The 20,759-nt window shown below is 68.6% G+C and carries 22 protein-coding genes; 7 read left to right on the top strand and 15 right to left on the bottom strand.

Going from position 1 to position 20,759, the window contains the following annotated elements:
- Nucleotides 1-26 precede the first annotated feature (26 nt).
- Both G6N57_RS18045 and G6N57_RS18050 read left to right on the top strand, forming a co-directional pair.
- Nucleotides 27-656, top strand: a complete 630-nt coding sequence (locus G6N57_RS18045; protein WP_077741183.1) for a PaaI family thioesterase — start codon at nt 27-29, stop codon at nt 654-656.
- Nucleotides 653-1,510, top strand: coding sequence for a TIGR03619 family F420-dependent LLM class oxidoreductase (locus tag G6N57_RS18050; protein WP_077741182.1), 858 nt, complete (start codon nt 653-655; stop codon nt 1,508-1,510). The genes G6N57_RS18045 and G6N57_RS18050 overlap by 4 nt, the downstream gene beginning before the upstream one ends.
- Here the strand turns inward: G6N57_RS18050 and G6N57_RS18055 are convergent.
- The 4 genes from G6N57_RS18055 to glnA form a co-directional block, all read right to left on the bottom strand.
- Entirely contained in the window at nt 1,507-1,923 is a 417-nt protein-coding gene (locus G6N57_RS18055) for a DoxX family protein (RefSeq protein WP_077741181.1), read from the bottom strand. The two genes, G6N57_RS18050 and G6N57_RS18055, sit on opposite strands and share 4 nt — an antisense overlap.
- Before the next feature lie 32 nt (nt 1,924-1,955).
- Nucleotides 1,956-2,387: a D-aminoacyl-tRNA deacylase gene (dtd, locus tag G6N57_RS18060; RefSeq protein ID WP_077742011.1), complete on the bottom strand. Its 432-nt coding sequence runs from the start codon at nt 2,385-2,387 to the stop codon at nt 1,956-1,958.
- Nucleotides 2,388-2,432: 45 nt separating this feature from the next.
- Nucleotides 2,433-2,759 carry a darcynin family protein gene (locus tag G6N57_RS18065; protein WP_077741180.1) on the bottom strand — a complete coding sequence of 109 codons (327 nt, stop codon included), beginning with the start codon at nt 2,757-2,759 and terminating at the stop codon, nt 2,433-2,435.
- A 182-nt stretch (nt 2,760-2,941) separates the two neighbouring features.
- Complete coding sequence (gene glnA / locus G6N57_RS18070) at nt 2,942-4,378, bottom strand: type I glutamate--ammonia ligase (protein WP_077741179.1); 1,437 nt, start codon at nt 4,376-4,378, stop codon at nt 2,942-2,944.
- A 155-nt stretch (nt 4,379-4,533) separates the two neighbouring features.
- Here glnA and G6N57_RS18075 point away from each other — a divergent pair, with 155 nt between their 5' ends.
- A complete protein-coding gene (locus G6N57_RS18075; protein ID WP_174814492.1) occupies nt 4,534-5,019 on the top strand; it encodes an RDD family protein in 486 nt (161 codons plus the stop codon).
- A gap of 10 nt (nt 5,020-5,029) precedes the next feature.
- Here G6N57_RS18075 and G6N57_RS18080 read toward each other — a convergent pair whose 3' ends face one another.
- The 5 genes from G6N57_RS18080 to sucB are packed head-to-tail and all read right to left on the bottom strand — an operon-like array spanning nt 5,030 to nt 10,173.
- On the bottom strand, nt 5,030-5,782 hold the full coding sequence (locus G6N57_RS18080) for a DUF4191 domain-containing protein (RefSeq protein ID WP_077741178.1): 753 nt from the start codon (nt 5,780-5,782) through the stop codon (nt 5,030-5,032).
- A gap of 4 nt (nt 5,783-5,786) precedes the next feature.
- Nucleotides 5,787-6,731 (bottom strand): lipoyl synthase, encoded by a 945-nt coding sequence (gene lipA / locus G6N57_RS18085; RefSeq protein WP_077741177.1) that lies wholly within the window; start codon nt 6,729-6,731, stop codon nt 5,787-5,789.
- A 4-nt stretch (nt 6,732-6,735) separates the two neighbouring features.
- Nucleotides 6,736-7,413, bottom strand: coding sequence for a lipoyl(octanoyl) transferase LipB (gene lipB / locus G6N57_RS18090; RefSeq protein ID WP_077741176.1), 678 nt, complete (start codon nt 7,411-7,413; stop codon nt 6,736-6,738).
- A 38-nt stretch (nt 7,414-7,451) separates the two neighbouring features.
- The gene (locus G6N57_RS18095) at nt 7,452-8,360 is read right to left on the bottom strand and encodes a TIGR01777 family oxidoreductase (protein WP_077741175.1); all 909 of its coding nucleotides are present in this window, start codon (nt 8,358-8,360) and stop codon (nt 7,452-7,454) included.
- A 25-nt stretch (nt 8,361-8,385) separates the two neighbouring features.
- The gene (sucB, locus tag G6N57_RS18100) at nt 8,386-10,173 is read right to left on the bottom strand and encodes a 2-oxoglutarate dehydrogenase, E2 component, dihydrolipoamide succinyltransferase (RefSeq protein WP_097925857.1); all 1,788 of its coding nucleotides are present in this window, start codon (nt 10,171-10,173) and stop codon (nt 8,386-8,388) included.
- A gap of 216 nt (nt 10,174-10,389) precedes the next feature.
- On the opposite strand from sucB, the gene G6N57_RS18105 reads away from it, so the two are divergent.
- Together G6N57_RS18105 and G6N57_RS18110 are read left to right on the top strand one after the other, a co-directional pair.
- Nucleotides 10,390-10,743, top strand: coding sequence for an oxidoreductase (locus G6N57_RS18105; RefSeq protein ID WP_077741173.1), 354 nt, complete (start codon nt 10,390-10,392; stop codon nt 10,741-10,743).
- Between the two features lie 69 nt (nt 10,744-10,812).
- Nucleotides 10,813-12,549, top strand: a complete 1,737-nt coding sequence (locus G6N57_RS18110; RefSeq protein WP_077741172.1) for an SDR family oxidoreductase — start codon at nt 10,813-10,815, stop codon at nt 12,547-12,549.
- Nucleotides 12,550-12,552: 3 nt separating this feature from the next.
- Here G6N57_RS18110 and G6N57_RS18115 read toward each other — a convergent pair whose 3' ends face one another.
- Genes G6N57_RS18115 through G6N57_RS18125 form a run of 3 tightly spaced genes read right to left on the bottom strand, consistent with a single transcriptional unit; the run spans nt 12,553 to nt 16,108 of the window.
- Complete coding sequence (locus G6N57_RS18115) at nt 12,553-13,473, bottom strand: lytic transglycosylase domain-containing protein (RefSeq protein ID WP_077742009.1); 921 nt, start codon at nt 13,471-13,473, stop codon at nt 12,553-12,555.
- Nucleotides 13,474-13,499: 26 nt separating this feature from the next.
- Nucleotides 13,500-15,020 (bottom strand): leucyl aminopeptidase, encoded by a 1,521-nt coding sequence (locus tag G6N57_RS18120; protein ID WP_077742008.1) that lies wholly within the window; start codon nt 15,018-15,020, stop codon nt 13,500-13,502.
- On the bottom strand, nt 15,017-16,108 hold the full coding sequence (locus tag G6N57_RS18125) for an adenylate/guanylate cyclase domain-containing protein (RefSeq protein WP_077742007.1): 1,092 nt from the start codon (nt 16,106-16,108) through the stop codon (nt 15,017-15,019). Before G6N57_RS18125 ends, G6N57_RS18120 begins: the two co-directional genes overlap by 4 nt.
- A 54-nt stretch (nt 16,109-16,162) precedes the next feature.
- Between G6N57_RS18125 and gcvT the strand changes: the two genes are divergently transcribed.
- Entirely contained in the window at nt 16,163-17,260 is a 1,098-nt protein-coding gene (gene gcvT / locus G6N57_RS18130; RefSeq protein WP_097925859.1) for a glycine cleavage system aminomethyltransferase GcvT, read from the top strand.
- A 52-nt stretch (nt 17,261-17,312) separates the two neighbouring features.
- A complete protein-coding gene (locus G6N57_RS18135) occupies nt 17,313-18,419 on the top strand; it encodes a branched-chain amino acid aminotransferase (RefSeq protein ID WP_077741171.1) in 1,107 nt (368 codons plus the stop codon).
- On the opposite strand, the gene G6N57_RS18140 is transcribed toward G6N57_RS18135, so the two are convergent.
- Genes G6N57_RS18140 through G6N57_RS18150 form a run of 3 tightly spaced genes read right to left on the bottom strand, consistent with a single transcriptional unit; the run spans nt 18,416 to nt 20,738 of the window.
- Entirely contained in the window at nt 18,416-19,141 is a 726-nt protein-coding gene (locus G6N57_RS18140; protein ID WP_097925860.1) for an adenosylcobinamide-GDP ribazoletransferase, read from the bottom strand. The genes G6N57_RS18135 and G6N57_RS18140 overlap by 4 nt on opposite strands.
- Entirely contained in the window at nt 19,138-20,199 is a 1,062-nt protein-coding gene (gene cobT, locus G6N57_RS18145) for a nicotinate-nucleotide--dimethylbenzimidazole phosphoribosyltransferase (protein ID WP_097925861.1), read from the bottom strand. The genes G6N57_RS18140 and cobT overlap by 4 nt, the downstream gene beginning before the upstream one ends.
- Complete coding sequence (locus tag G6N57_RS18150; RefSeq protein WP_097925862.1) at nt 20,196-20,738, bottom strand: bifunctional adenosylcobinamide kinase/adenosylcobinamide-phosphate guanylyltransferase; 543 nt, start codon at nt 20,736-20,738, stop codon at nt 20,196-20,198. Before G6N57_RS18150 ends, cobT begins: the two co-directional genes overlap by 4 nt.
- Between the last annotated feature and the right edge of the window lie 21 nt (nt 20,739-20,759).

The raw sequence follows: 20,759 nt of genomic DNA on the forward strand, positions 1-20,759 counted from the left end.
GTATAACCAATTCACTGGGAGTCCGGATGAAGCACACGTTCGACGTCATCTCCGCCGCCGAGCACGATCGGCTCGAAGCGCTCTACGAACCCTTTGCCCAGGCGATGCGCGAACTCGTGGACGCCGGTGTGCGCACCCAGGTGGACCCGCAGACCATCGCCGAGGCCACCGCCGCCGTCGAGGCCGTCACCGCCTCGCTGCGCCGCGAACAGCGCGACGGGCCGCACGCCCTGCTGCACGCCGAGACGAACCGCCCGGTGGTGTGGGCCAACCCCGTCGTCGGGCTGCGTAACGCGCTGGCCCCGCCGCTGGTGATCGAGCACGCCGACGATGGCAGCTGCTGGAGTGAATTCGTGCTGGGCGCGGCGTATGAGGGGCCGCTCGGCTGGGTACACGGCGGCATCTGCGCGCTGGTGCTCGACCACATTCTCGGCGAGGTGGCCAGCGGCGGGCTGAACGAGCCGCGCTACACCGGGACCATCACCTGCCGGTACAACCGCGGCACGCCGCTGGGGCCGCTGCGCGCCGAGGCCTACATCGACCGCACCGAAGGCGTCAAAACCTTTGCGCGGGGCCATATCAGCGACGGCGACGGGATCACCGTCGAGGCCGAAGGTGTCTTCATCACCCCGGCCTGGGCGCGGGATGCCGGATGAGGTTCTACGTGAGCATGGCCTTCATGGATACCCGGGAGGCCGTCGAAGTAGCCAGGGCCGCAGACGATCTCGGCTACGACGGGATGGGCATCCCGGATCACGTGGTGAACCTGGAGACGCTGAAGACGCCGTATCCCTACACCAAGGACGGCAAGCGGCGCTGGGAGGCATTCACCGACTGGCCGGACCCGTGGGTGATGATCGGCGCGCTGGCGCTCGTCACCACCCGGCTCAAGTTCGTCACCACGGTCTACCTGCCGGCGATGCGCGATCCGTACTCGGCCGCGAAAGCCATTGGCACCGCGGCCTACCTGGCCGGTGGGCGGCTGGAACTCGGCATCGGTGTCGGTTGGTGCGAGGAGGAGTTCGAGCTGCTGGGGCAGCAGTTCGCGCGACGTGGCAAGCGCACCGACGAGATGCTCGAGTTGATGAAGAAGCTGTGGGAGCCCGGCTGGACCGAGTTCGACGGCGAGTTCTACACCACACCCCGACTGGAGATGGAGCCCACACCGCCGCGGATCCCGATCTATGTCGGCGGGCTGTCCGATATCGCGCTGCGCCGCGCGGCGCGCCACGACGGCTGGATCGGCGACCTGATCTCCACGGACGCTGCCCTGCAGCGGGTGGCCCGACTACGTGACCTGCGCGCCGAAAAAGGTCTGACGATGGACGATTTCACCGTCATCACACCGCTCACGGACGCGTTCACGCCCGAGCACTACGCGCGCGCCGAAGCCGGAGGCATCCAGGGCATCATCACCATGCCGTGGATGTTCTACTCCGGCCCCGACGCCACGCTGGCCGAGAAGATCGACGGTCTGAAACGGTTCCGCACAGACCTCGCGCTGGACTAACTCCTGCTCTTGCTGCGCGCCGCATCCAACGCGTAAGCGCCACCACCGATTGCGGCGAGCAGCAGGAAGCCGAAGCAGTACAGCACGGCGAGCTCGCCGCCGTTCTCGATCGGCCACAGGCCCTTGGGCTGATGCTGGGTGAAGTAGGCGAACGCCATCTCGCCGGAGGCGATGAACGCCGCGATGCGGGTGAACAACCCGACCAGAATCAGCAGGCCGAGTACCAGTTCGATGACACCGGCATACCAGTACGGCCAGGTGCCGACCGGGGTGGCGCCGCCACCGGAATCGACGGGCCAGGCAAATAGTTTCGATGCCCCGTGGATGGTGAACAGGAGACCGAACACGACGCGGAACAAACTGATGACGGCGGGCGAAAGCGAGCCGAGTCGGGTATCCAGATTGGTCGTCATAGGCAGACAATACGCTCACACGGCCAGGAAACTCACAGCTCGAGCATCACCGTTACCGGCCCGTCATTGACCAGTTCCACCTGCATATGCGCCCCGAAAACTCCTGTTTGCACAACCGCACCCAACTCTTCGAGCGCGTCGGCGAATGCAGCCACCAGCGGTTCGGCAACGGGACCGGGTGCGGCCGCGTTCCAGGACGGCCGCCTGCCCTTGTCGGTGTTGGCATACAGCGTGAACTGGCTGATCACCAGGATGGGTGCGGCAACGTCCGACGCGGACTTCTCACCGTCGAGAATCCGTAACTGCCAGAGCTTTTCGGCCATCCGCCGGGCCTTGGCGGCGTCATCGTCATGGGTCGCCCCGACCAGGGCGACCAGCCCTTGCGGGTTCGGCTCGATCGCGCCGACGACGTCGCCGTCGACGGTAACGCTGGCCGATGTCACCCGCTGCACCAGAACACGCATGCGGTCCATTGTGCGTTCGGTGCCGAGCTGGTCGCCCGTCGGGTGCTAGCCGATGGCGGATCGGCCGTAGTTGTCGGCGTACGCGTTCGCCACCCCGGGGAGGATCTCGACGATGGTGAAATAGCGGTCCCAGAGTGGTGTTTCGCGCAGTTCCTCGACCGCGAGCTCATACTCGTGCGGATCGGCGGTCTCCCACAGCAGGAGGTCGGTGACCCTGGCGGTGTAGAACTCCGTGTCGTACCAACGGAAATTCACCGCGGGGTGGCGGTCGAGAATCGGCTGCAGGTGCCGGGCCAACTCGTCGAAGCGTTTGGCCACCGGGAATCCGAGCCATTCCGGATTGGTCTTGACCAACATGAAAACCGTGAACATGGTGAACCTCGTTCTCTCATCTGCGAATACGGCTGGAGAGAAACGAAAAGGCCAACGAATCTCTCCGTTGACCTGTGAGGTTGTCAGCACCGTGAGCGGTCGCGCTCACGGCAGTTAGGTTAGCCTAAGACTGTGGCCCCCGGCAAGAGCCGGGGGCCACAGACTGAGCCGACTTGGACGACTTAGACGTCGTAGTACAGGCTGAACTCGTACGGGTGAGGCCGGATCTGGATCGGCATGATCTCGTTCTCCCGCTTGTAGGAGATCCAGGTCTCGATCAGATCCTCGGTGAACACGCCACCCTCGGTGAGGTACTCGTGATCCTCTTCGAGGCGGTCGATCACCGCGGCCAGCGAGGTCGGGGCCTGCGGGATGTTGGCGGCCTCGTCCGGCGGCAGCTCGTAGAGATCCTTGTCGACCGGGGCCAGCGGCTCGATCTTCTTCTTGATGCCGTCGATGCCGGCCATCAGCATGGCCGCGAACGCCAGGTACGGGTTACCCGAGCTGTCCGGGCAGCGGAACTCGAGGCGCTTGGCCTTCGGGTTGTTGCCGGTGATCGGGATGCGGACACAGGCCGAGCGGTTGCGCTGGCTGTACACCAGGTTGATCGGGGCCTCGTAGCCCGGCACCAGGCGCTTGTAGGAGTTCACCGTCGGGTTGGTGAACGCCAGCAGCGACGGGGCGTGGTGCAGGATGCCGCCGATGTAGTGGCGAGCGATGTCGGACAGGCCCGCGTAGCCGGACTCGTCGTGGAACAGCGGCTTGCCGTCCTTCCACAGCGACTGGTGGGCGTGCATGCCGGAACCGTTGTCACCGAACAGCGGCTTCGGCATGAAGGTGACGGTCTTGCCGTTCTGCCACGCGGTGTTCTTGATGATGTACTTGAACAGCAGCACATCGTCGGCCGCGTGCAGCAGCGTGTTGAACTTGTAGTTGATCTCGGCCTGGCCGGCGGTGCCCACCTCGTGGTGACCGCGCTCGAGCGTGAAGCCGGCGTTGATCAGGTTGGTCGACATCTCGTCGCGCAGATCCACGTAGTGGTCGTAGGGAGCGACGGGGAAGTACCCACCCTTGGGGCGAACCTTGTAGCCGAGGTTGGGGGAGCCGTCGGCCTCGGCGGGCTCGCCGGTGTTCCACCACGCGGACTCGGAATCGACCTCGTAGAAGGTGCCGTTCATTCGGGAGTCGAACGACACCGAGTCGAAGATGTAGAACTCGGCCTCGGCACCGAAGTAACAGGTGTCGGCGATGCCGGTGCTGGCAAGGTAGTTCTCCGCCTTGCGGGCCACGTTGCGCGGGTCGCGGGAGTACGCCTCACGGGTGAACGGATCGTGCACGAAGAAGTTCAGGTTCAGCGTCTTGGCGGCGCGGAACGGGTCGATGCGCGCGGTATCGGGATCCGGCAGCAGCATCATGTCGGATTCGTGGATCGACTGGAAGCCGCGGACCGACGAACCGTCGAACGCGAGGCCGTCCTCGAAGACGCTCTGGTCGAACGCCGACGCCGGGATCGAGAAGTGCTGGACGACGCCGGGCAGATCGCAGAAGCGAATGTCGACGTACTCGACGTTCTCGTCCTTGATCAGCTTGAAGATGTCGTCGGACGTCTTTTCTGCCACTGAGTGTTCTCCTTTACTGGTAACCCGCGGGTTGACGCTAAGGACACGATGTTGCGCAGTCGTCAACCATATGTTGCGCGCAAGTTACGCGATGACCGTTCTTTGTGACGTGAGCTACTGACCGTCGCTGAAGCGGCTCCGCCTATTCTTGCCCTATGGCGCGCACGATGGGAACTTGGCTGTCCGGACCCGGACCTTTCGATGCGGGCGACGGCGGGGACGGCCAGGACGGCCAGGGTAAATACCCTGGTGAGCGCCTCGGTCTGCCTGAGTCGGGGCCTGGTTCGCTGGCGCGGATGGGCCGGCGGCTCGGTGCGCTGTGCATCGATTGGCTGGTGGCCTACGGGCTGGCCGGTCTGGTGATGGCCCTCGGCTTCATTTCGCTGCCGATGCTCTCCACGGCCGTTCTGGTGATCTGGATGGTGCTCGGCACCGTCGCCGTGCGGCTGTTCTCGTTCACCCCGGGACAGCTCGCCGTAGGCCTGGCGGTGGCGCCGGCCGACGGCCGCGATCGGATCGGGATCGTGCGGGCATTCCTGCGGGTGGTGTTGATCGCGTTGGTGATCCCGCCGCTGGTTTCCGACAGTGATCTGCGCGGTCTGCACGACCGGCTGACGTTCACTGCGGTGGTGCGGCGCTAGGCCGCACCGGCTACTTGCGCTGAACGCGCCGCTGCACACCGCGCATCTTCGCGCCGGCGGGCATCGGGCCCTTGGGCATCCCGGCCGGACCGGTCTTGGTGCCGAGCGCGGCGAGCCGCGACTCGATCGAATCCATCTGCTTGACCGTGATGTTCGCCGGCAGCTTGTTCAGGTGCCGTTCCAGCTTGGACAGCGGCACCTCGCCGTCGCCGTTGCCGACCACGATGTCGTAGATCGGGATCTCGCCGACCAGACGTGCGGTGCGCTTCTTCTCCTGCGCCAGCAGCGGCTTGACCCGGTTGGCCGAGCCCTCGCCGACGAAGATCACACCGGGCCGGCCGATCACGCGGTGTACCGCGTCGAAATGACCGGTCGCCGCGACGCCAGGGGTGACGCGCCACTTGCCGCGCAGATTGTCCAGCGCCCAAGCCGCCGCACCCGTCTGCCCCTCGGCCTTCGTGTACACCGACTTCTGTGCCCGACGGCCGAAGATGATGAAGGCGACCAGCGCGCCCAACACGATGCCGAGGGGGATGAGCGTGTACATCGTGAACCCGCCGATGAGCAGGCCGGCGACCACCGCGGCAGCCACGATCAGCACGAACGCGCCGATCATGTACGGCAGGAGGCGTTTGTCCTCTTTGCGCTGGATCTGGAATGCCTGCCACAGCTGACTACGCCGCTGCTTGGAGGCCGCCTTGCGGGCAGCCTTCGCCTCGGCCTTTGCCGCCTTGGTCTCAGCGGCATTGCGGGTTTTCGCCATTACATCAGGATACGGGGGGCCGATCGGCGAACCGAACCCGCGCGGCCTGCGCATAGAGCTTGCCCGCGCGGTACGACGAACGAACCAGCGGACCGGCCAGCACGCCGGCGAATCCCAGGCCCTCGGCATAGCTCGACAGGGCGACGAACTCGTCGGGGTGCACCCAGCGCTCCACCGGGTGGTGGCGCGGGGACGGCCGCAGATACTGGGTGATGGTGACGATGTCGCAGCCGGCGTCGTGCAGGTCGCGCAGCGCGGTGTGCACCTCGTCGATGGTCTCGCCCATCCCGAGGATCAGGTTGGACTTGGTGACCAGACCGAAGTTGCGGGCGGCGGTGATCACGGCCAGGCTGCGGTCGTAGCGGAACGCCGGACGAATCCGCTTGAAGATGCGCGGCACCGTTTCGACGTTGTGCGCGAACACTTCTGGGCGTGACTCGAACACCTCGGCCAACTGGTCCGGGTTGCCGTTGAAGTCCGGGGCCAGCAACTCCACCCCGGTGTTCGGGTTGAGCGCATGGATCTGACGGACTGTCTCGGCGTACAGCCACGCCCCACCGTCGGGCAGGTCGTCGCGGGCCACACCGGTCACCGTCGAGTACTTCAGCCCCATCGCCTGCACGCTCTCGGCGACCCGGCGCGGTTCGTCGCGGTCCAGCTCGGCCGGCTTGCCGGTGTCGATCTGGCAGAAGTCGCAGCGTCGCGTGCACTGCTCGCCGCCGATCAGGAACGTGGCCTCCCGGTCCTCCCAGCACTCGAAGATGTTGGGGCAGCCGGCCTCCTCGCACACCGTGTGCAGGCCTTCGCGGCGCACCAGGCCCTTGAGCTCGGTGTACTCCGGACCCATCTTGGCCCGGGTCTTGATCCAGGGTGGCTTGCGTTCGATGGGCGTCTGCGCGTTGCGCACTTCCAGACGCAGGAGCTTCCGACCTTCAGGCACCACAGTCACGAGTTCATCCTACGTTCAGTGCCACTTCCAGCCGCCCGTCCAGCGCGTCGCTCACGGTGGCGGCGACCCGGTCGGTGACTTCCTCGACGGTGATGCGGCGGCCGAGTTCGGCGGTCAGCGACGTCACGCCGGCGTCGGCGATCCCGCACGGCACGATCGAGGAGAACGCCGACAGATCGCAGTCACAGTTCAGCGCGAACCCGTGCAGCGTCGTCGCGCGGGACACCCGGATCCCGATCGCCCCGACCTTGCGGGCCGGCCTGAGCCCGTCGCCGGCAACCCAGACGCCGGACCGTCCCTCGACCCGGCCCGTTTCCAGGCCGAGATCCGCGCACACGCTGATGAGTGCTTGTTCAAGGCGCCGAACGAAATTCACCACATCCAGCGGTTCGGCCAACCCGATGATCGGGTAGCCCACCAGCTGTCCGGGGCCGTGCCAGGTGATCTTGCCGCCGCGGTCCGTGTCGACGACGGGGGTGCCGTCCACCGGGCGTTCGTGCGGCTCGGTGCGCTTGCCCGCGGTGTAGACGGCGGGGTGCTGGAGCAGCAGCAGGGTGTCCGGCCCGCCGGCCACCCTGGCGTCGGCGATCTCGCGCTGTAGGTCCCAGGCGGCTTCGTAATCGAGCGTGCCCAGGCGTCGCACCTCGAGGGGAGCAGTGGCGGCCGAGCGGATGGATGTCACAGCGTCGACGGTACGCCGCAGCCTCCCAGGATCCTCACTCACAGGTCTTTGGGTGCAGTGGCGTACGCCAGCGCCTCGCCGACGGTCTTGTGGTGGAAGTCGAAGCCTGCGCGTTCCAGGGCCGCGGGGATGGCGCGCTGGCCCACCAGCAGTCCTTCGTCGGCGATCTCGCCCAGCAACGTGCGCAACGCGAATCCAGGGACCATCACCGGGGTGGGCCGGTTGAGGGCGCGGCCCAGTGCCGCGGTGAACTCGGCGTTGGTCACCGGTGCCGGTCCGGTGAGATTGACCGGGCCGGACAGGCTTTCGTTCGACATCGCGAACAGCACCGCTCGGACCTCGTCCTCCAGGCTGATCCACGGGATGTACTGCCTGCCGTTGCCCAGCCGGGCGCCCAGGCCCAGCGAGAACAGCGGTTTGAGGCGGTTCACCATGCCCCCGGACGGGGCCATCACCAGGCCGGTGCGCAACAGCACCACCCGCGACCCGGCCGCGACGGCAGGCGCGGTGGCCGCTTCCCAGTCGGCGCACAACCCCGCCAGGAAACCCTGACCCTCGGGTGCGGACTCGTCGGTCACCCGGTCCCTGGTGTCGCCGTAATAGCCGACGGCACTGGCGTTGATCAGGACCGGCACGCCGGCGTCGGCCACAGCCCCGGCCAGCACCTCGGTGGGCCCGATCCGGCTGTCGCGCAGGCTCTGTTTGAAGGCACCCGACCACCGTTTGTCGCCGACGCCGACACCGCAGAGGTTGACCACCGCGTCCACGCCCTGCAGCGCGCCGGCGTCGAACTCCCCGGTGTCGGGGTTCCAGAACAGCTCGTCGCCGTTCGATGGTGCCCTGCGTACGATCCGGAGCACCCGGCGATCGGCGGCGCGCAGCGTTGACACCAGCGCCGAACCGATCAGACCGGATGATCCCGCTATCGCGATGACGGCATCCGCCACAGTGGGGAGCCCCTCCTAACGGCTCTTACAGCCCGAGGTCGGCCTCGAAAGCACCTTCTTCGAGCCTGCGCTTGATGGTGGTCACGAACCGGCCGGCGTCGGCGCCGTCGATCAGTCGGTGGTCGTAGGTCAGCGGCAGGTAGCACACCGAGCGCACACCGATCGACTCGTTGCCGTAGGCATCCGAGATCACCCGCGGCCGCTTGACGATCGCGCCCGTGCCCAGCATCGCCGCCTGCGGCGGCACCAGGATCGGGGTGTCGAACAGCGCGCCCTGGCTGCCGATGTTGGTGATGGTGAACGTGCCGCCGGACAACTCGTCGGGCTTGAGGTTGCCCGACCGGGCCCGGGCTGCGATGTCGGAGATGGCACGTGCCAGCCCGCCCAGCGACAGGTCACCGGCGTTGTGGATCACCGGCGACAGCAGACCCTGCTCGGTGTCGACCGCGAAGCCCAGGTGCTCGGCGTCGTAGTAGGTGATCTCCTTGGTGTCCTCGTTGTAGCTGGCGTTGACGTTCGGGTGGATCTTCAGCGCATCGATCACGGCGCGCGCGATGAACGGCAGGTACGTGAGGTTGACGCCCTCGCGCTCGGCGAAGTCGGCCTTGGCCCGGGCCCGCAACGCCACGATCTTGGTCATGTCGACCTCGTGGGTCTGCGTCAGCTGAGCTGTGGCCTGCAGCGATTCGCGCGTCTTCTTCGCGGTGATCTGGCGAATCCGGTTGGCCTTCTGCGTGGTTCCGCGCAGGTGGGCCAGGGCCGGTGCCGGTGCCGCCGCCGCGGGTGCGGCTGCCGCGGGGGCGGCAGGCGCTGCAGGTGCGGCAGGCGCCGGGGGAGCCTTCTTCGCCTCGGCCGCCGCGAGCACGTCCTGCTTGCGGACCCGGCCACCGACGCCGGTGCCCTTGACCGTGGCGAGGTCAACGCCGTTCTCCGCGGCCAACTTTCGCACCAGCGGGGTGACGTACGGCGAGCCGTCGCCTGCGGCGGGAGCAGCGGCAGGTGCCGGGGCTGCCGGCGCCGCGGCGGGTGCAGGTGCCGCGGGCGCGGCGGCAGGTGCCGGCTCGGGCTTGGGTTCGGGCTTCGGTTCCGGCTTGGGCTCAGGAGCCGGGGCGGCGGGAGCGGGTGCCGCGGGGGCCGGAGCGGGTGCGGCCGGCGCAGCGGCCGGTGCAGCGGAGGCGTCGCCGATCTTGGCGAGCTCGCCGCCGACGGCGACGGTGTCGTCCTCCTGGGCGGTGATCTCCAGCAAGGTGCCGGCCACCGGCGACGGGATCTCGGTGTCGACCTTGTCGGTGGACACCTCGACCAGCGGCTCGTCGACGCCGACGGAGTCGCCGACCTTCTTGAGCCACCGGGTGACCGTGCCCTCGGTGACCGACTCGCCGAGCTCAGGCATCACGACGGTGGTGGCCGAACCGGATGCGGCAGCGGGCGCGGGGGCGGCTGGTGCCGGCTGGGCCGGGGCTGCGGGCTCCGGAGCAGCGGTCTCGGCCGGGGCGGCCGAAGGCGCGGTGGCCTGGGGCTCGGGCTCGGGCTCCGGCTTGGCTTCCGGAGCCGGTGCTGCCTCGGCTTGCTCACCGGCCTCGCCGATGACTGCGAGCTCGCCACCGATCTCGACGGTGTCGTCCTCCTGGGCGACGATCTTCGTCAACACGCCTGCGGCGGGCGACGGGATCTCGGTGTCGACCTTGTCCGTGGACACCTCCAGCAGCGGCTCGTCGAGTTCGACGGTGTCGCCCTCCTGTTTAAGCCAGCGGGTGACGGTCCCCTCGGTGACGCTCTCACCTAGCGCGGGCATCTGGACGGAGATGGCCATGTGTTTTGACTCCTCGGACGGTCACTTGTGACGACTCGAACTCTGGCTTACCACAGCTAGGTGCACTGGGTACGGCACCTAGGTGGATTGTCGGAACCATCCTGTCACTGCAGCACCATTCGCACGCACTCAGGGTTGCTCCGAGCTCTGGCACTATCGAGTGAGGGTTTGCAGGGCAGTTCGACGAACTTCCCCAGAACTGAGGAGACCGTTCCGTTGGGGTTGTTCGATACGTTCCGCCGGGGTCGCTCGGCGCGCGGATCCGGCGCCGAAGCGGACGAGGATCTGCGGTATCTCCAGCGCTGGGTGGCCGAGCACGCCGGGGTCGAGGCGTTCGTGGAACCCCGCACCACCGTCACCGACGTGACCGTCGTGCTGGTTGCTGGGGACGGGGAATGGACCCGGCGCCGCGCCGGTGGTGAGGCCGGGGCGCGCCGGCTCAGCGGCCGGTTGCAGATCCCGGTGTACGACGTCCAGAAGGTCGGCTATCCGCAACGCATGCGGGACTACGACGCGCGGCGGCGCATCGAACGGGAACGCGCCGTGCGCCGGGAGCTCGACGACCGCTAGAGTCGGAGACAGCCGATACCTCCGGTATTGGATACTGTTCGTTACAGGTACCTCGTGGAGGGGTGGACTATGCAGCGCTTCGTCGTCAGCTCGGACGGAACCCGCATCGCGGTTTACGAACAAGGGGACCGGCAGCGCCCCACGCTGGTGATGGCGCACGGATGGCCCGACTCGCACGTGCTGTGGAACGGCGTGACCGGTGAGCTGGGGGACCGCTTCCACATCGTGCGGTACGACAACCGGGGCGCAGGCGCATCGGACGTGCCCAAAGCCGTCAGGGCCTACCGGATGGACCGGTTCGCCGATGACCTCTCCGCGGTGATCGACGCCGTGAGTCCCGGCCGCCCCGTGCACGTGCTGGCGCACGACTGGGGTTCGGTGGGTGTCTGGGAGTACCTGAGCCGCCCCGAGGCCTCGGAGAAGGTGGCGTCCTTCACGTCGGTGTCGGGGCCCAGCACCGACCATTACGGCTCGTTCGTGCGGGGCCGGCTCTCCCGCCCGTACCGGCCCATCCGGTTCGCCAAGGCGGTGAACCTGGCATCGCGGTTCAGCTACTGGATTCCGTTCTCGGTCCCGGTGCTCGCACCCGCGCTGATGCGTCGGGGTGCGGCGCGCCGACTGCAGGCCATCGACACCCCTGGTCCCAAATTTCAGTCCGAGACGCTCGACGTCGACGCGGCCAACTCGCTCAAGATCTACCGGGCCAACGCGATCCGCTCGTTCACCACGCTGCGCAATGACCACTACGTGACGGTGCCCGTGCAGTTGATCTGCAACGACCACGATCCCGTTGTCCGCGGGCACGGCTACGACGAGGCGTCCAAGTGGGTGCCGCTGCTGTGGCGGCGCGACCTCAAAGCCGGGCACTGGGCCCCGTTCTCGCACTGGCGGGCCATCGCCAACGCGACAGCCGAACTGATCGAACACATCGAGGGCGCCCCGGCGTCCCGGGCACTGCGACGCGCTCAGGTCGGCCGCTCGCGTGAACCCTTCAGCGACACACTGGTTTCGGTGACCGGCGCCGGCAGCGGCATCGGCCGGGCCACCGCACTGGCCTTCGCGGCGCAGGGCGCCGAAATCGTGGTCAGCGACATCGACGAGGCATCGGCCAAGTCCACTGCCAACGAGATCGCCGCCCGCGGCGGGGTGGCACATGCCTACGGCCTCGACGTGTCCGACGCCGAGGCCGTGGAGAGCTTCGTCGAGCAGGTCTGCAACACCCACGGGGTGCCCGACGTGGTGGTCAACAACGCCGGAATCGGCCACGGCGGAAAGTTCCTCGACACCCCGGCAGAGCAGTACGACCGGGTGCTCGATGTGAACTTCGGCGGAGTCGTCAACTGCTGCAGGTCATTTGCCCGACGGCTGGTCGACCGCGGCACGGGCGGGCACATCGTCAACGTGGCCTCCATGGCGGCCTACTCGCCGTCGGCGTCAATGAACGCCTACTCCACCAGCAAGGCCGCGGTGTTCATGTTCTCCGACTGCCTGCGTGCCGAATTGGACTCGGCGGGAGTCGGTTTGACCACGATCTGCCCGGGCATGATCGACACGAACATCATCGACACCACTCGCTTCGACGTCCCCGCCGACAAGCAGGGACAGGTGGAGCAATTGCGGGCCCAAACCAAGAAAGCCTTCGCCGCTCGTCGCTACGGGCCGGACAAGGTGGCCAAGGCCATCGTCGCGTCCGTCGTCAAGGGCAAGGCGGTCCGCCCGGTGACTCCGGAGGCCTACGCGGCCTACGGCGTGGCGCGGCTGGTGCCATCGGCATTGCGCCGGGCGGCGCGGGCCGGGTCGCTCTAACCGCTACTGCGGGTGCGCCGTCAGGTACTCGCCGACCGGTATCGGCGATTCGGCGGCGTACCCGATCGGCAGCAGCACGTCACCGGCTGTTGAGACGTAGTAGACGTCCCAGCGGTAGAACGCGCCGAACGCCGCCGGATCGGCGGCCATCGCGGCGGCATAGTCACTGACTGCTCGCACGTACGCGTCGGCGTTGTTGTAGCGGTACAGGGCGTTGTCGGGGTTGGTCGCAAAATCGTTGGCGGCCAGGTAATTACCCGCCGCCATGATGCTGTCTCTGGGTGAGTGGATGTCGCCGCCAAGACCGTACGCCGCGAAGGTGGACGGCATGAACTGCATCGGCCCCTGGGCTCCTGCCGTGCTGGTACCGCTCACGCTGCCGAAGTGCGTTTCGATCAGGTTGATCGCGGCGAGGAAGTTCCAGCCCACTCCGGAGGCCGCCTCGGCGTCGCGGTACGCGCCCAGAAGCACGTCGGCCGGGGGCTGCGGCTCGATGCGCCACGCGGGCAGGGTGTCCTTCGGGTGGGCCAGCGTGGCGAGCTGCCGCTGCGCGTCGACATTGCGGTCGTAGAACGCGACCAAGTCGGCCGGGATACGGGGACGGATGATGCCGTCCCACTCGGGGTGACGGCCGATCGCACGGTAGGCCACCTGCTGGCGGCGGGCGGCCTGCGTCATTGCCGCCTCCGGTGTCGACGGGTCGCGCAGTGCCCGCTCGTCAGCCACCAGATCCTGCGCCAGCCGGTCCGGGTCCGTGGCCAGACGCGGTTGTGCGCCGACCGGGGCGGCCGGCGCGGTGGTGGGAGGCATCGCGGATGCGGTTGTGCTCGGGGCAGCGGCGGGCGGGCCCGATGACTCGGTACAGCCGGCGAGCGCAGCGCCCAAGGCGAACACGACGGCGAGGTCGCAGGCGATCCTCGACATCTCGTTCACCTTGGGCGGCAACATGATCAGCCGTTCGCGGCGATATCCTCCAGGACCGCGAACATCGTCCGCGTCGGCACGCCGGTACCGCCCTTGGGCGTGTAACCCCATGGGCCGCCGGTGTTGTAGGCCGGCGCGGCGATGTCGATGTGTGTCCACTCGACCCCGTCGGCGACGAACTCCCGCAGGTACGTCCCGGCCACCAGCATCCCGGCGTAGCGTGACCCGCTGACGTTGGCCAGGTCGGCCACCGTCGACTTCAGGTCGTCCTTGAGTTCCTCGGGAAGCGGCATGGCCCAAGCATTTTCACCGACAGCCTGCGACAGCGTCGCGACCCGGTCGCGGAACTCCTCGCTGCCCATCACGCCCGGGGTGCGGGCACCCAGTGCGACGGTCTGCGCACCGGTCAGCGTCGAGGTCTCGATGAGGTAATCGGGGTTGTCCTCGCAGGCCCGCACAATCGCGTCGGCCAGGATCAGCCGGCCCTCGGCGTCGGTGTTGAGCACCTCGACGGTGATCCCGCCGTACTGGGTGAGCACATCGCCGGGGCGCTGGGCCGTCGCCGACGGCATGTTCTCGGCCATCGGCACGGTCGCGATCACCTCGATCGGAAGGTTCTGCCTGGCGGCCAGCACGACGGTCGCGATGACCGCCGCGGCGCCACCCATGTCCGAGGTCATGTGATGCATGTTGGCGGCAGGCTTGATCGAGATGCCGCCGGTGTCGAACGTGATGCCCTTGCCGACCAGCGCGACGCGCTTGGGCTTCTTACCCGCGCCCCGGTGGATCAACCGCACCAGACGCGGCGGGCGTGACGATCCCTTGCCGACGCCGACGATCCCGCCGTAGCCGGCCTTGGTCAGGGCCTTGTCGTCGAGCACCTCGACCTCAAGGCCGGCGGCTTCACCCAAAGCCTTTGCGCGCTTGGCGAATTCGTCGGGAAACAGGTGGCTGGGCGGAGTGTTGACGAAGTCCCGGGCGGTCGCGACCGCCGAAGCGATGTCCACGGCGCGCTGGGCCTGGTTCTTGGTCGCGGCCTTGGTGTCCGCGGTCAGGGCGACGATCGCGGTGAGGCCGGCATCCTTGGGTGCGGTCTTGGCGCTGCGGAAGTCACTGAAGCGGTAGGAGCCCAGGATCAGGCCCTCGACGGCGGCTTCCAGGTCGATGTCGGACAACGTGGTGACGATCTTCTCGGTGCCGTTCAACGATCGCGCGGCGGTACCGGCGGCGCGGCGGATCACGTCGGCGGGCCACTCGTCGCGCGGCTTGCCGAGGCCGACGGCCAGCACACTGGCCACCGGGAGTGACGGCGCGACCACTCTGGTGACCTGATCGGTGCCACCCTTGGCGCCGAGCGCGGCGAGGGCGACCTCGATCTCACCGACCGCCTCGGCGTCGAGGAACGGGTTGGCGACGACGGTGGCGGTCGCGTCGTCATCCGGACCGCTGACCACGGGAACGATCAGCACGGCGTCGCTCTTGCGTTTGGGCAGCGACGAGCTGACGGTGACATTGGGAACCTGGTAACCGGGATTTGCTGGGCTCACCCCGCCCACCCTAGACGCAGCGGATACGCCGTGACCGGTGTGGCGAAACCCTTCAGCGTCAGAGAGCGAGGCGGCGCGAACGCCTGCCCGTCGAGGAGTTCGCGCAGCGGCTCGGACACCAGGACCTGACTGGGGTCGGCGACGGCGACGAGGCGGGCCGCCCGATTCACCGCGTTGCCGAAATAGTCTCCGCCGATGGCCAGCACCTCGCCGAAATCGACACCGGCGCGCACCTGCAGGTGAGTCTCGGCGGCCCGGGGGTGGGTCACCAGGTCCATGGCGACCTGGAGCACCTCGGCAGGCTCGGAGCCGACCCACATGATGGCGTCCCCGATGAACTTCACCACGCGGCAGCCGGCGGCGTGCACGACCTCGGTACTCGTGGCGCTGAACTCGTTGAGCAGCGCCGACAATTCGGCCGACGTCAACATCTGCGTGAGCGCGGTGAACCCAGACAGATCGGCGAAACCGATGCCGCACACCACATTCGACGAGTCGTCGCGGACGACATGCTCGAAGTAGCTGCGTGCGCTCATCACATGGTGGCGGTGCACTGCGTCGATCATCGAGCCGATTCTCGGGATGAACCCGGCGGCCGTCCGGTATGCCCTGGCGGTGGCGAGCTCGTCATGCGTGACGTTGAGCTGGATGTCGGGGGTGCTGGCCCGGCTCATCGCCGACAGGGCTTCGGCCAGGCGAGCCATACCCGAGCCGATCACGCGCAGCAGCCCGGTGGCCTCGACATCGCCGACCAGTACCCGCAACTCCGCCCAGGTACGCAAGGTCTCCAGATCTGCCCGGCTCAGGGTCTTCACCTCGCAGCCGGCCACGGTCAGGCCCAGCGCGGCCCACGCCCGCTGGACATCTTCCAGGGGCACGTCGAGCTCGGCGGCCACATCGGCCAGACAGTATTCGGGCGGTCCCGACCACTGCAGGACATCCCCGGCCAGCCCGAACAGCCGACCGCGAGACTCGGCCTCGACCATCTGCTCGGCGGTGAACCCCAGCCCGTCGAGGTACTCGATGAGCGGGGCACGGTCCCGCGCATCGGTAATCCCGGCGGCGGCCAGTGCATCGAAATCGACCACCAGACCAGTGTGCAATTGGTCGGCCCGTTCCGGCAGGCAGATTAGGGTGAATCCGTGACTGACGACCTGCTGCACGGACCTCTGGAAGACCGCCACCGCGAACTGGGCGCCAGTTTCGCCGAATTCGGTGGGTGGCTGATGCCGGTGTCCTACGCCGGGACCGTCTCCGAACACAACGCCACACGCGACACCGTCGGCCTCTTCGATGTCAGCCACCTCGGAAAAGCCCTGGTCAAAGGGCCTGGGGCGGCAGCCTACGTCAACTCGGCCCTCACCAACGACCTGAACCGGATCGGCCCGGGCAAGGCCCAGTACACCCTGTGCTGCACGGAATCAGGCGGAGTGATCGACGACCTGATCGCCTACTACGTCTCCGACGACGAGATCTTCCTGGTGCCCAACGCCGCCAACACCGCGGCCGTCGTGGCCGAACTGCAGAAGAACGCCCCCGACGGGCTGACCATCACCGACGAGCACCGCTCATATGCCGTGCTCGCCGTGCAGGGGCCGAAATCCGCCGAAGTGCTCGAGGCGCTGGGGCTGCCCACCGAGATGGACTACATGGGGTACGCCGACGCCGAGTACGACGGTGTCTTCGTGCGGGTCTGCCGTACCGGGTACACCGGCGAGCACGGCTACGAGTTGCTGCCGGCCTGGGACCGCGCCGGTGTGGTGTTCGACGCCCTCGTCACGGCCGTGCGCGCGGCCGGCGGGGAACCGGCGGGCCTGGGCGCTCGCGACACGCTGCGCACCGAGATGGGCTACCCGCTGCACGGACACGAACTGTCGCTGGACATCTCGCCGCTGCAGGCCCGCTGCGGCTGGGCGATCGGGTGGAAGAAGGACGCGTTCTGGGGCCGCGACGCGCTGCTGGCCGAGAAGGAGGCCGGCCCGGCCCGGGTGCTGCGCGGCCTCAAGGCCGTCGGCCGCGGGGTGCTGCGCGCCGATCTCGCGGTGCTCGACGGGGATACCCGGATCGGCACCACGACTTCGGGAACGTTCTCGCCGTCATTGAAAGTCGGTATCGCGCTGGCGTTCATCGACACCGCCACCGACATCGCCGACGGGCAGCGGGTGAGTGTGGACGTGCGTGGCCGCGCCGTCGAATGCGAAGTGGTCAAGCCGCCGTTCGTGGCCCCGCACACCCGCTGAGCTCCCGCTCCCGCGAGGAAATGCGCTAGCGACCGGGCGATACAATCGCTGCATGACTAGCGGCCATCTCGAGTTCACGGTTTCAGCCAACGCGAATCCGGCGACCGATGCGGTACGCGAATCCATTCTGGCCAACCCGGGCTTCGGCAAATACCACACCGACCACATGGTGGCCATCGACTACACCGCCGGGCAGGGCTGGCACGACCCGCGGGTGGTCCCGTACGGGCCGATCGAACTCGATCCGTCGGCCATCGTCCTGCACTACGCGCAGGAAGTGTTCGAGGGCCTGAAGGCGTACCGCTGGGCGGACGGATCGATCGTGTCGTTCCGGCCGGAAGCCAACGCGGCGCGGTTGCAGGCCTCGTCGCGACGGCTGGCCATCCCGGAGCTTCCCGAGGACGTGTTCATCGAGTCGCTGCGCCAACTGATCGCGGTCGACGACAAGTGGGTGCCCGCGGCAGGCGGCGAGGAGTCGCTGTATCTGCGGCCGTTCGTGATCGCCACCGAACCGGGGCTGGGCGTGCGCCCGGCCAACGACTACCGGTACCTGGTGATCGGCTCACCGGCCGGGGCGTACTTCAAGGGCGGCATCAAGCCGGTCAGCGTGTGGCTGTCGCACGAGTACGTGCGGGCCTCCCCGGGCGGCACCGGCGCGGCCAAGTTCGGCGGCAACTACGCGGCCTCGCTGCTCGCGCAGGCCCAGGCCGCCGACAACGGCTGCGATCAGGTGGTGTGGCTGGACGCGCTCGAGCGTCGCTACGTCGAGGAGATGGGCGGGATGAACCTGTTCTTCGTCTTCGGCAGCGGCGGCTCGGCCCGCCTCGTCACGCCGGAGCTGTCCGGTTCGCTGTTGCCGGGCATCACGCGAGATTCGTTGTTGCAGTTGGCCACCGATGCCGGTTTCGCGGTCGAGGAACGCAAGATCGACGTCGCCGAATGGCAGAAGAAGGCCGCTGCGGGCGAGATCACCGAAGTATTCGCCTGCGGTACCGCCGCGGTGATCACCCCGGTCTCCCACGTCAAGTTCGCGGATGGCGAGTTCACCATCGCCGACGGGCAACCGGGCGAGATCACCATGGCCCTGCGCGACACCCTGACCGGGATCCAGCGGGGCACCTTCGCCGATACGCACGGCTGGATGGCCCGGCTGAACTAGCCGGCCGCCAGACCCAGCGCCGTCAGCGTCGTCGTCACCTCGACGGCCGCGCCGAGCACGTCGCCGGTAATCCCGCCGAACCGTCGCACACAGTGCGCGACCAGCAACGCCGAGGCGCCGACGGCGACCAGCACCACGGCCGGGCCCTGCCACATCCGGGGGCCCGCCCATGCGGCGAGTGCGGCGACGGCGATCACCCAGGACGCCACCACAGCGACCGGCTGGGTGCCTGCCACGGCGCCGCCCAGCGAGCTACCCGCGGCCGCCGGTACCGAACGGCGACAGGCGGTCACCGCGGCGACCCGGCCCGCCGTGACGGCGACGATGATGGCGACCGCGCCGAGTTGAGCGAATGCCAGTGTCTGACAACCGATCACGACGATCACCGCGGCGACGCCGAAGGGGCCGGCCGAACCGTCACGCATGACCGCCAGCGCCCGTTCCGGCGGGCCGTAGCAGCCCAGACCGTCGACGGTGTCGCAGAACCCGTCGATGTGCAGCCCTCGGGTGGCCAGCAGGAGCGCGGCCACCGCCAGCAGTCCGGGCAGGGCACCGCCGGTGCCGAACGCCCACTGGCCGCCGGTCACCACCGCGGCCGCCAGACCGCCGAGCGCCAGCCCGACCACCGGCAGGGCTGTGAGTGCGCCGCGGCCGACACCGACGGAGGTGCGGACCGGCACCACCGTGCCGAATGCGAACGCCCCGCCGAGTGCGCCGATCACGGTGTCTCTTCGGAGATTCCGGCTTCGTCGAAGGTGGCCATCGAGGCCAATGTGGCGATGGCGGCCCGTACGACCGGCAGCGCCACCGCAGCGCCCGTGCCCTCGCCGAGCCGCATGCCGAGGTCGACGATCGGCTCCAGTCCCAGGTGCGACAGCGCCAGGCTGTGGGCCGGCTCGGTCGACCGGTGACCGGCCTGCCACCAGGCCTTCGCGCCCGGTGCCAGCTCCTCGGCCACCAGGGCTGCCGCCGTCACCACCAAGCCGTCCAGCAGTACCGGGGTGCGCCGCAGGGCGGCCTGCGCCAGGAACCCGGCCATGGCGGCCAGGTCGGCGCCGCCGCACACCCGTAACAGGCCCATCGGGTCACGCCTCACGTCTCCGGCCCGGTACAGCGCGTCACGTACGGCGCCGGTCTTGCGCATCCACCCGTGGTCGTCGATGCCGGTGCCGCGACCCACCACCGCGACGGGTTCGGCGCCGGTCAGTGCGGCCACCAAAGTGGTTGCCGCCGTGGTGTTCCCGATACCCATATCGCCCGCGATGAGCAGGTCCGCCCCGGCGTCGACCTCGTCATCGGCGAGCTGGCGGCCCGCCATGACGGCCGCCACCGTCTCGTCGGCGCTGAGCGCGTCCTCGACCGCGATGTTGCCCGAGCTGCGGCGGATCTTGTGGGCGCCGATCGCGGGGGAGAGCGGTTCGTCGCAGTCGACGGCGAGGTCGGCCACCCGCACGGTGGCCCCGGCCACGTCGGCCAGCACGTTGATCGCGGCCCCGCCCGCATCGAAGTTGGCCACCATCTGGCCGGTCACCGCGGACGGGAAAGCCGACACCCCGGCTGCCGTCACCCCGTGGTCGGCGGCGAACACCACCACGCGCGCCCGGGTGAGCGGCCGCGGCGGGCACACACCCTGGCATGAGGCTGCCCAGATCGAGAGCTCCTCGAGGCGACCGAGCGAGCCCGGCGGCTTGGTGAGCCGGGCCTGACGGGCCCGCGCTGCCGCGGCGACCTCGGCATCCGGTGCGGTGACCGGGGCGAAGGCCGCATCGAGTTCGGTCATGACGGCTCCTTCACCGTGAGCGGTTGGCCGGCCACCACCAGCACTACCCGGTCGCACACCGCGGCCAGGCGTTGGTTGACGGTGCCCAACTCGTCGGCGAACCGTCGCCCCGCCTCGGTGGCGGGGACCACGGTCAGCCCGACCTCGGGGCTGACGAGCACCAGGGGAGCGGTGAACGCGTCCACCGCCGCTACGAGCGCGTCGACCTCGGAAGTCACGGGTGCCCCGGTCCACGCGTCGACGCGGTCCATCGTGGCCGTCAGCCAGCCGCCGATGTCGTCGACGAGTGTCGCGATGCCTGATTCCTCTGGGCCGGCAGTCAGGGCCGCCGCGACATCACCGGTCTCGACGGTGCGCCAGTGCGCGGGACGACGAACCTGATGTGCGCCCACGCGTCGGGCCCAGGACGGATCGCTGTCAGCGGCCGGTCCGGTGGCCACGTAGCGCACCGGCACGCCGTCTCCGGCGGTGCGGGCCACGGCGGCTTCGGCCCACTGGGATTTGCCGGAGCGGATGCCGCCGAGCACCAGGGTGCGCACTCTCACCCCGCCTGACGCGGC

Source organism: Mycolicibacterium boenickei, from assembly GCF_010731295.1.
Classification (GTDB): Bacteria; Actinomycetota; Actinomycetes; order Mycobacteriales; family Mycobacteriaceae; genus Mycobacterium; species Mycobacterium boenickei.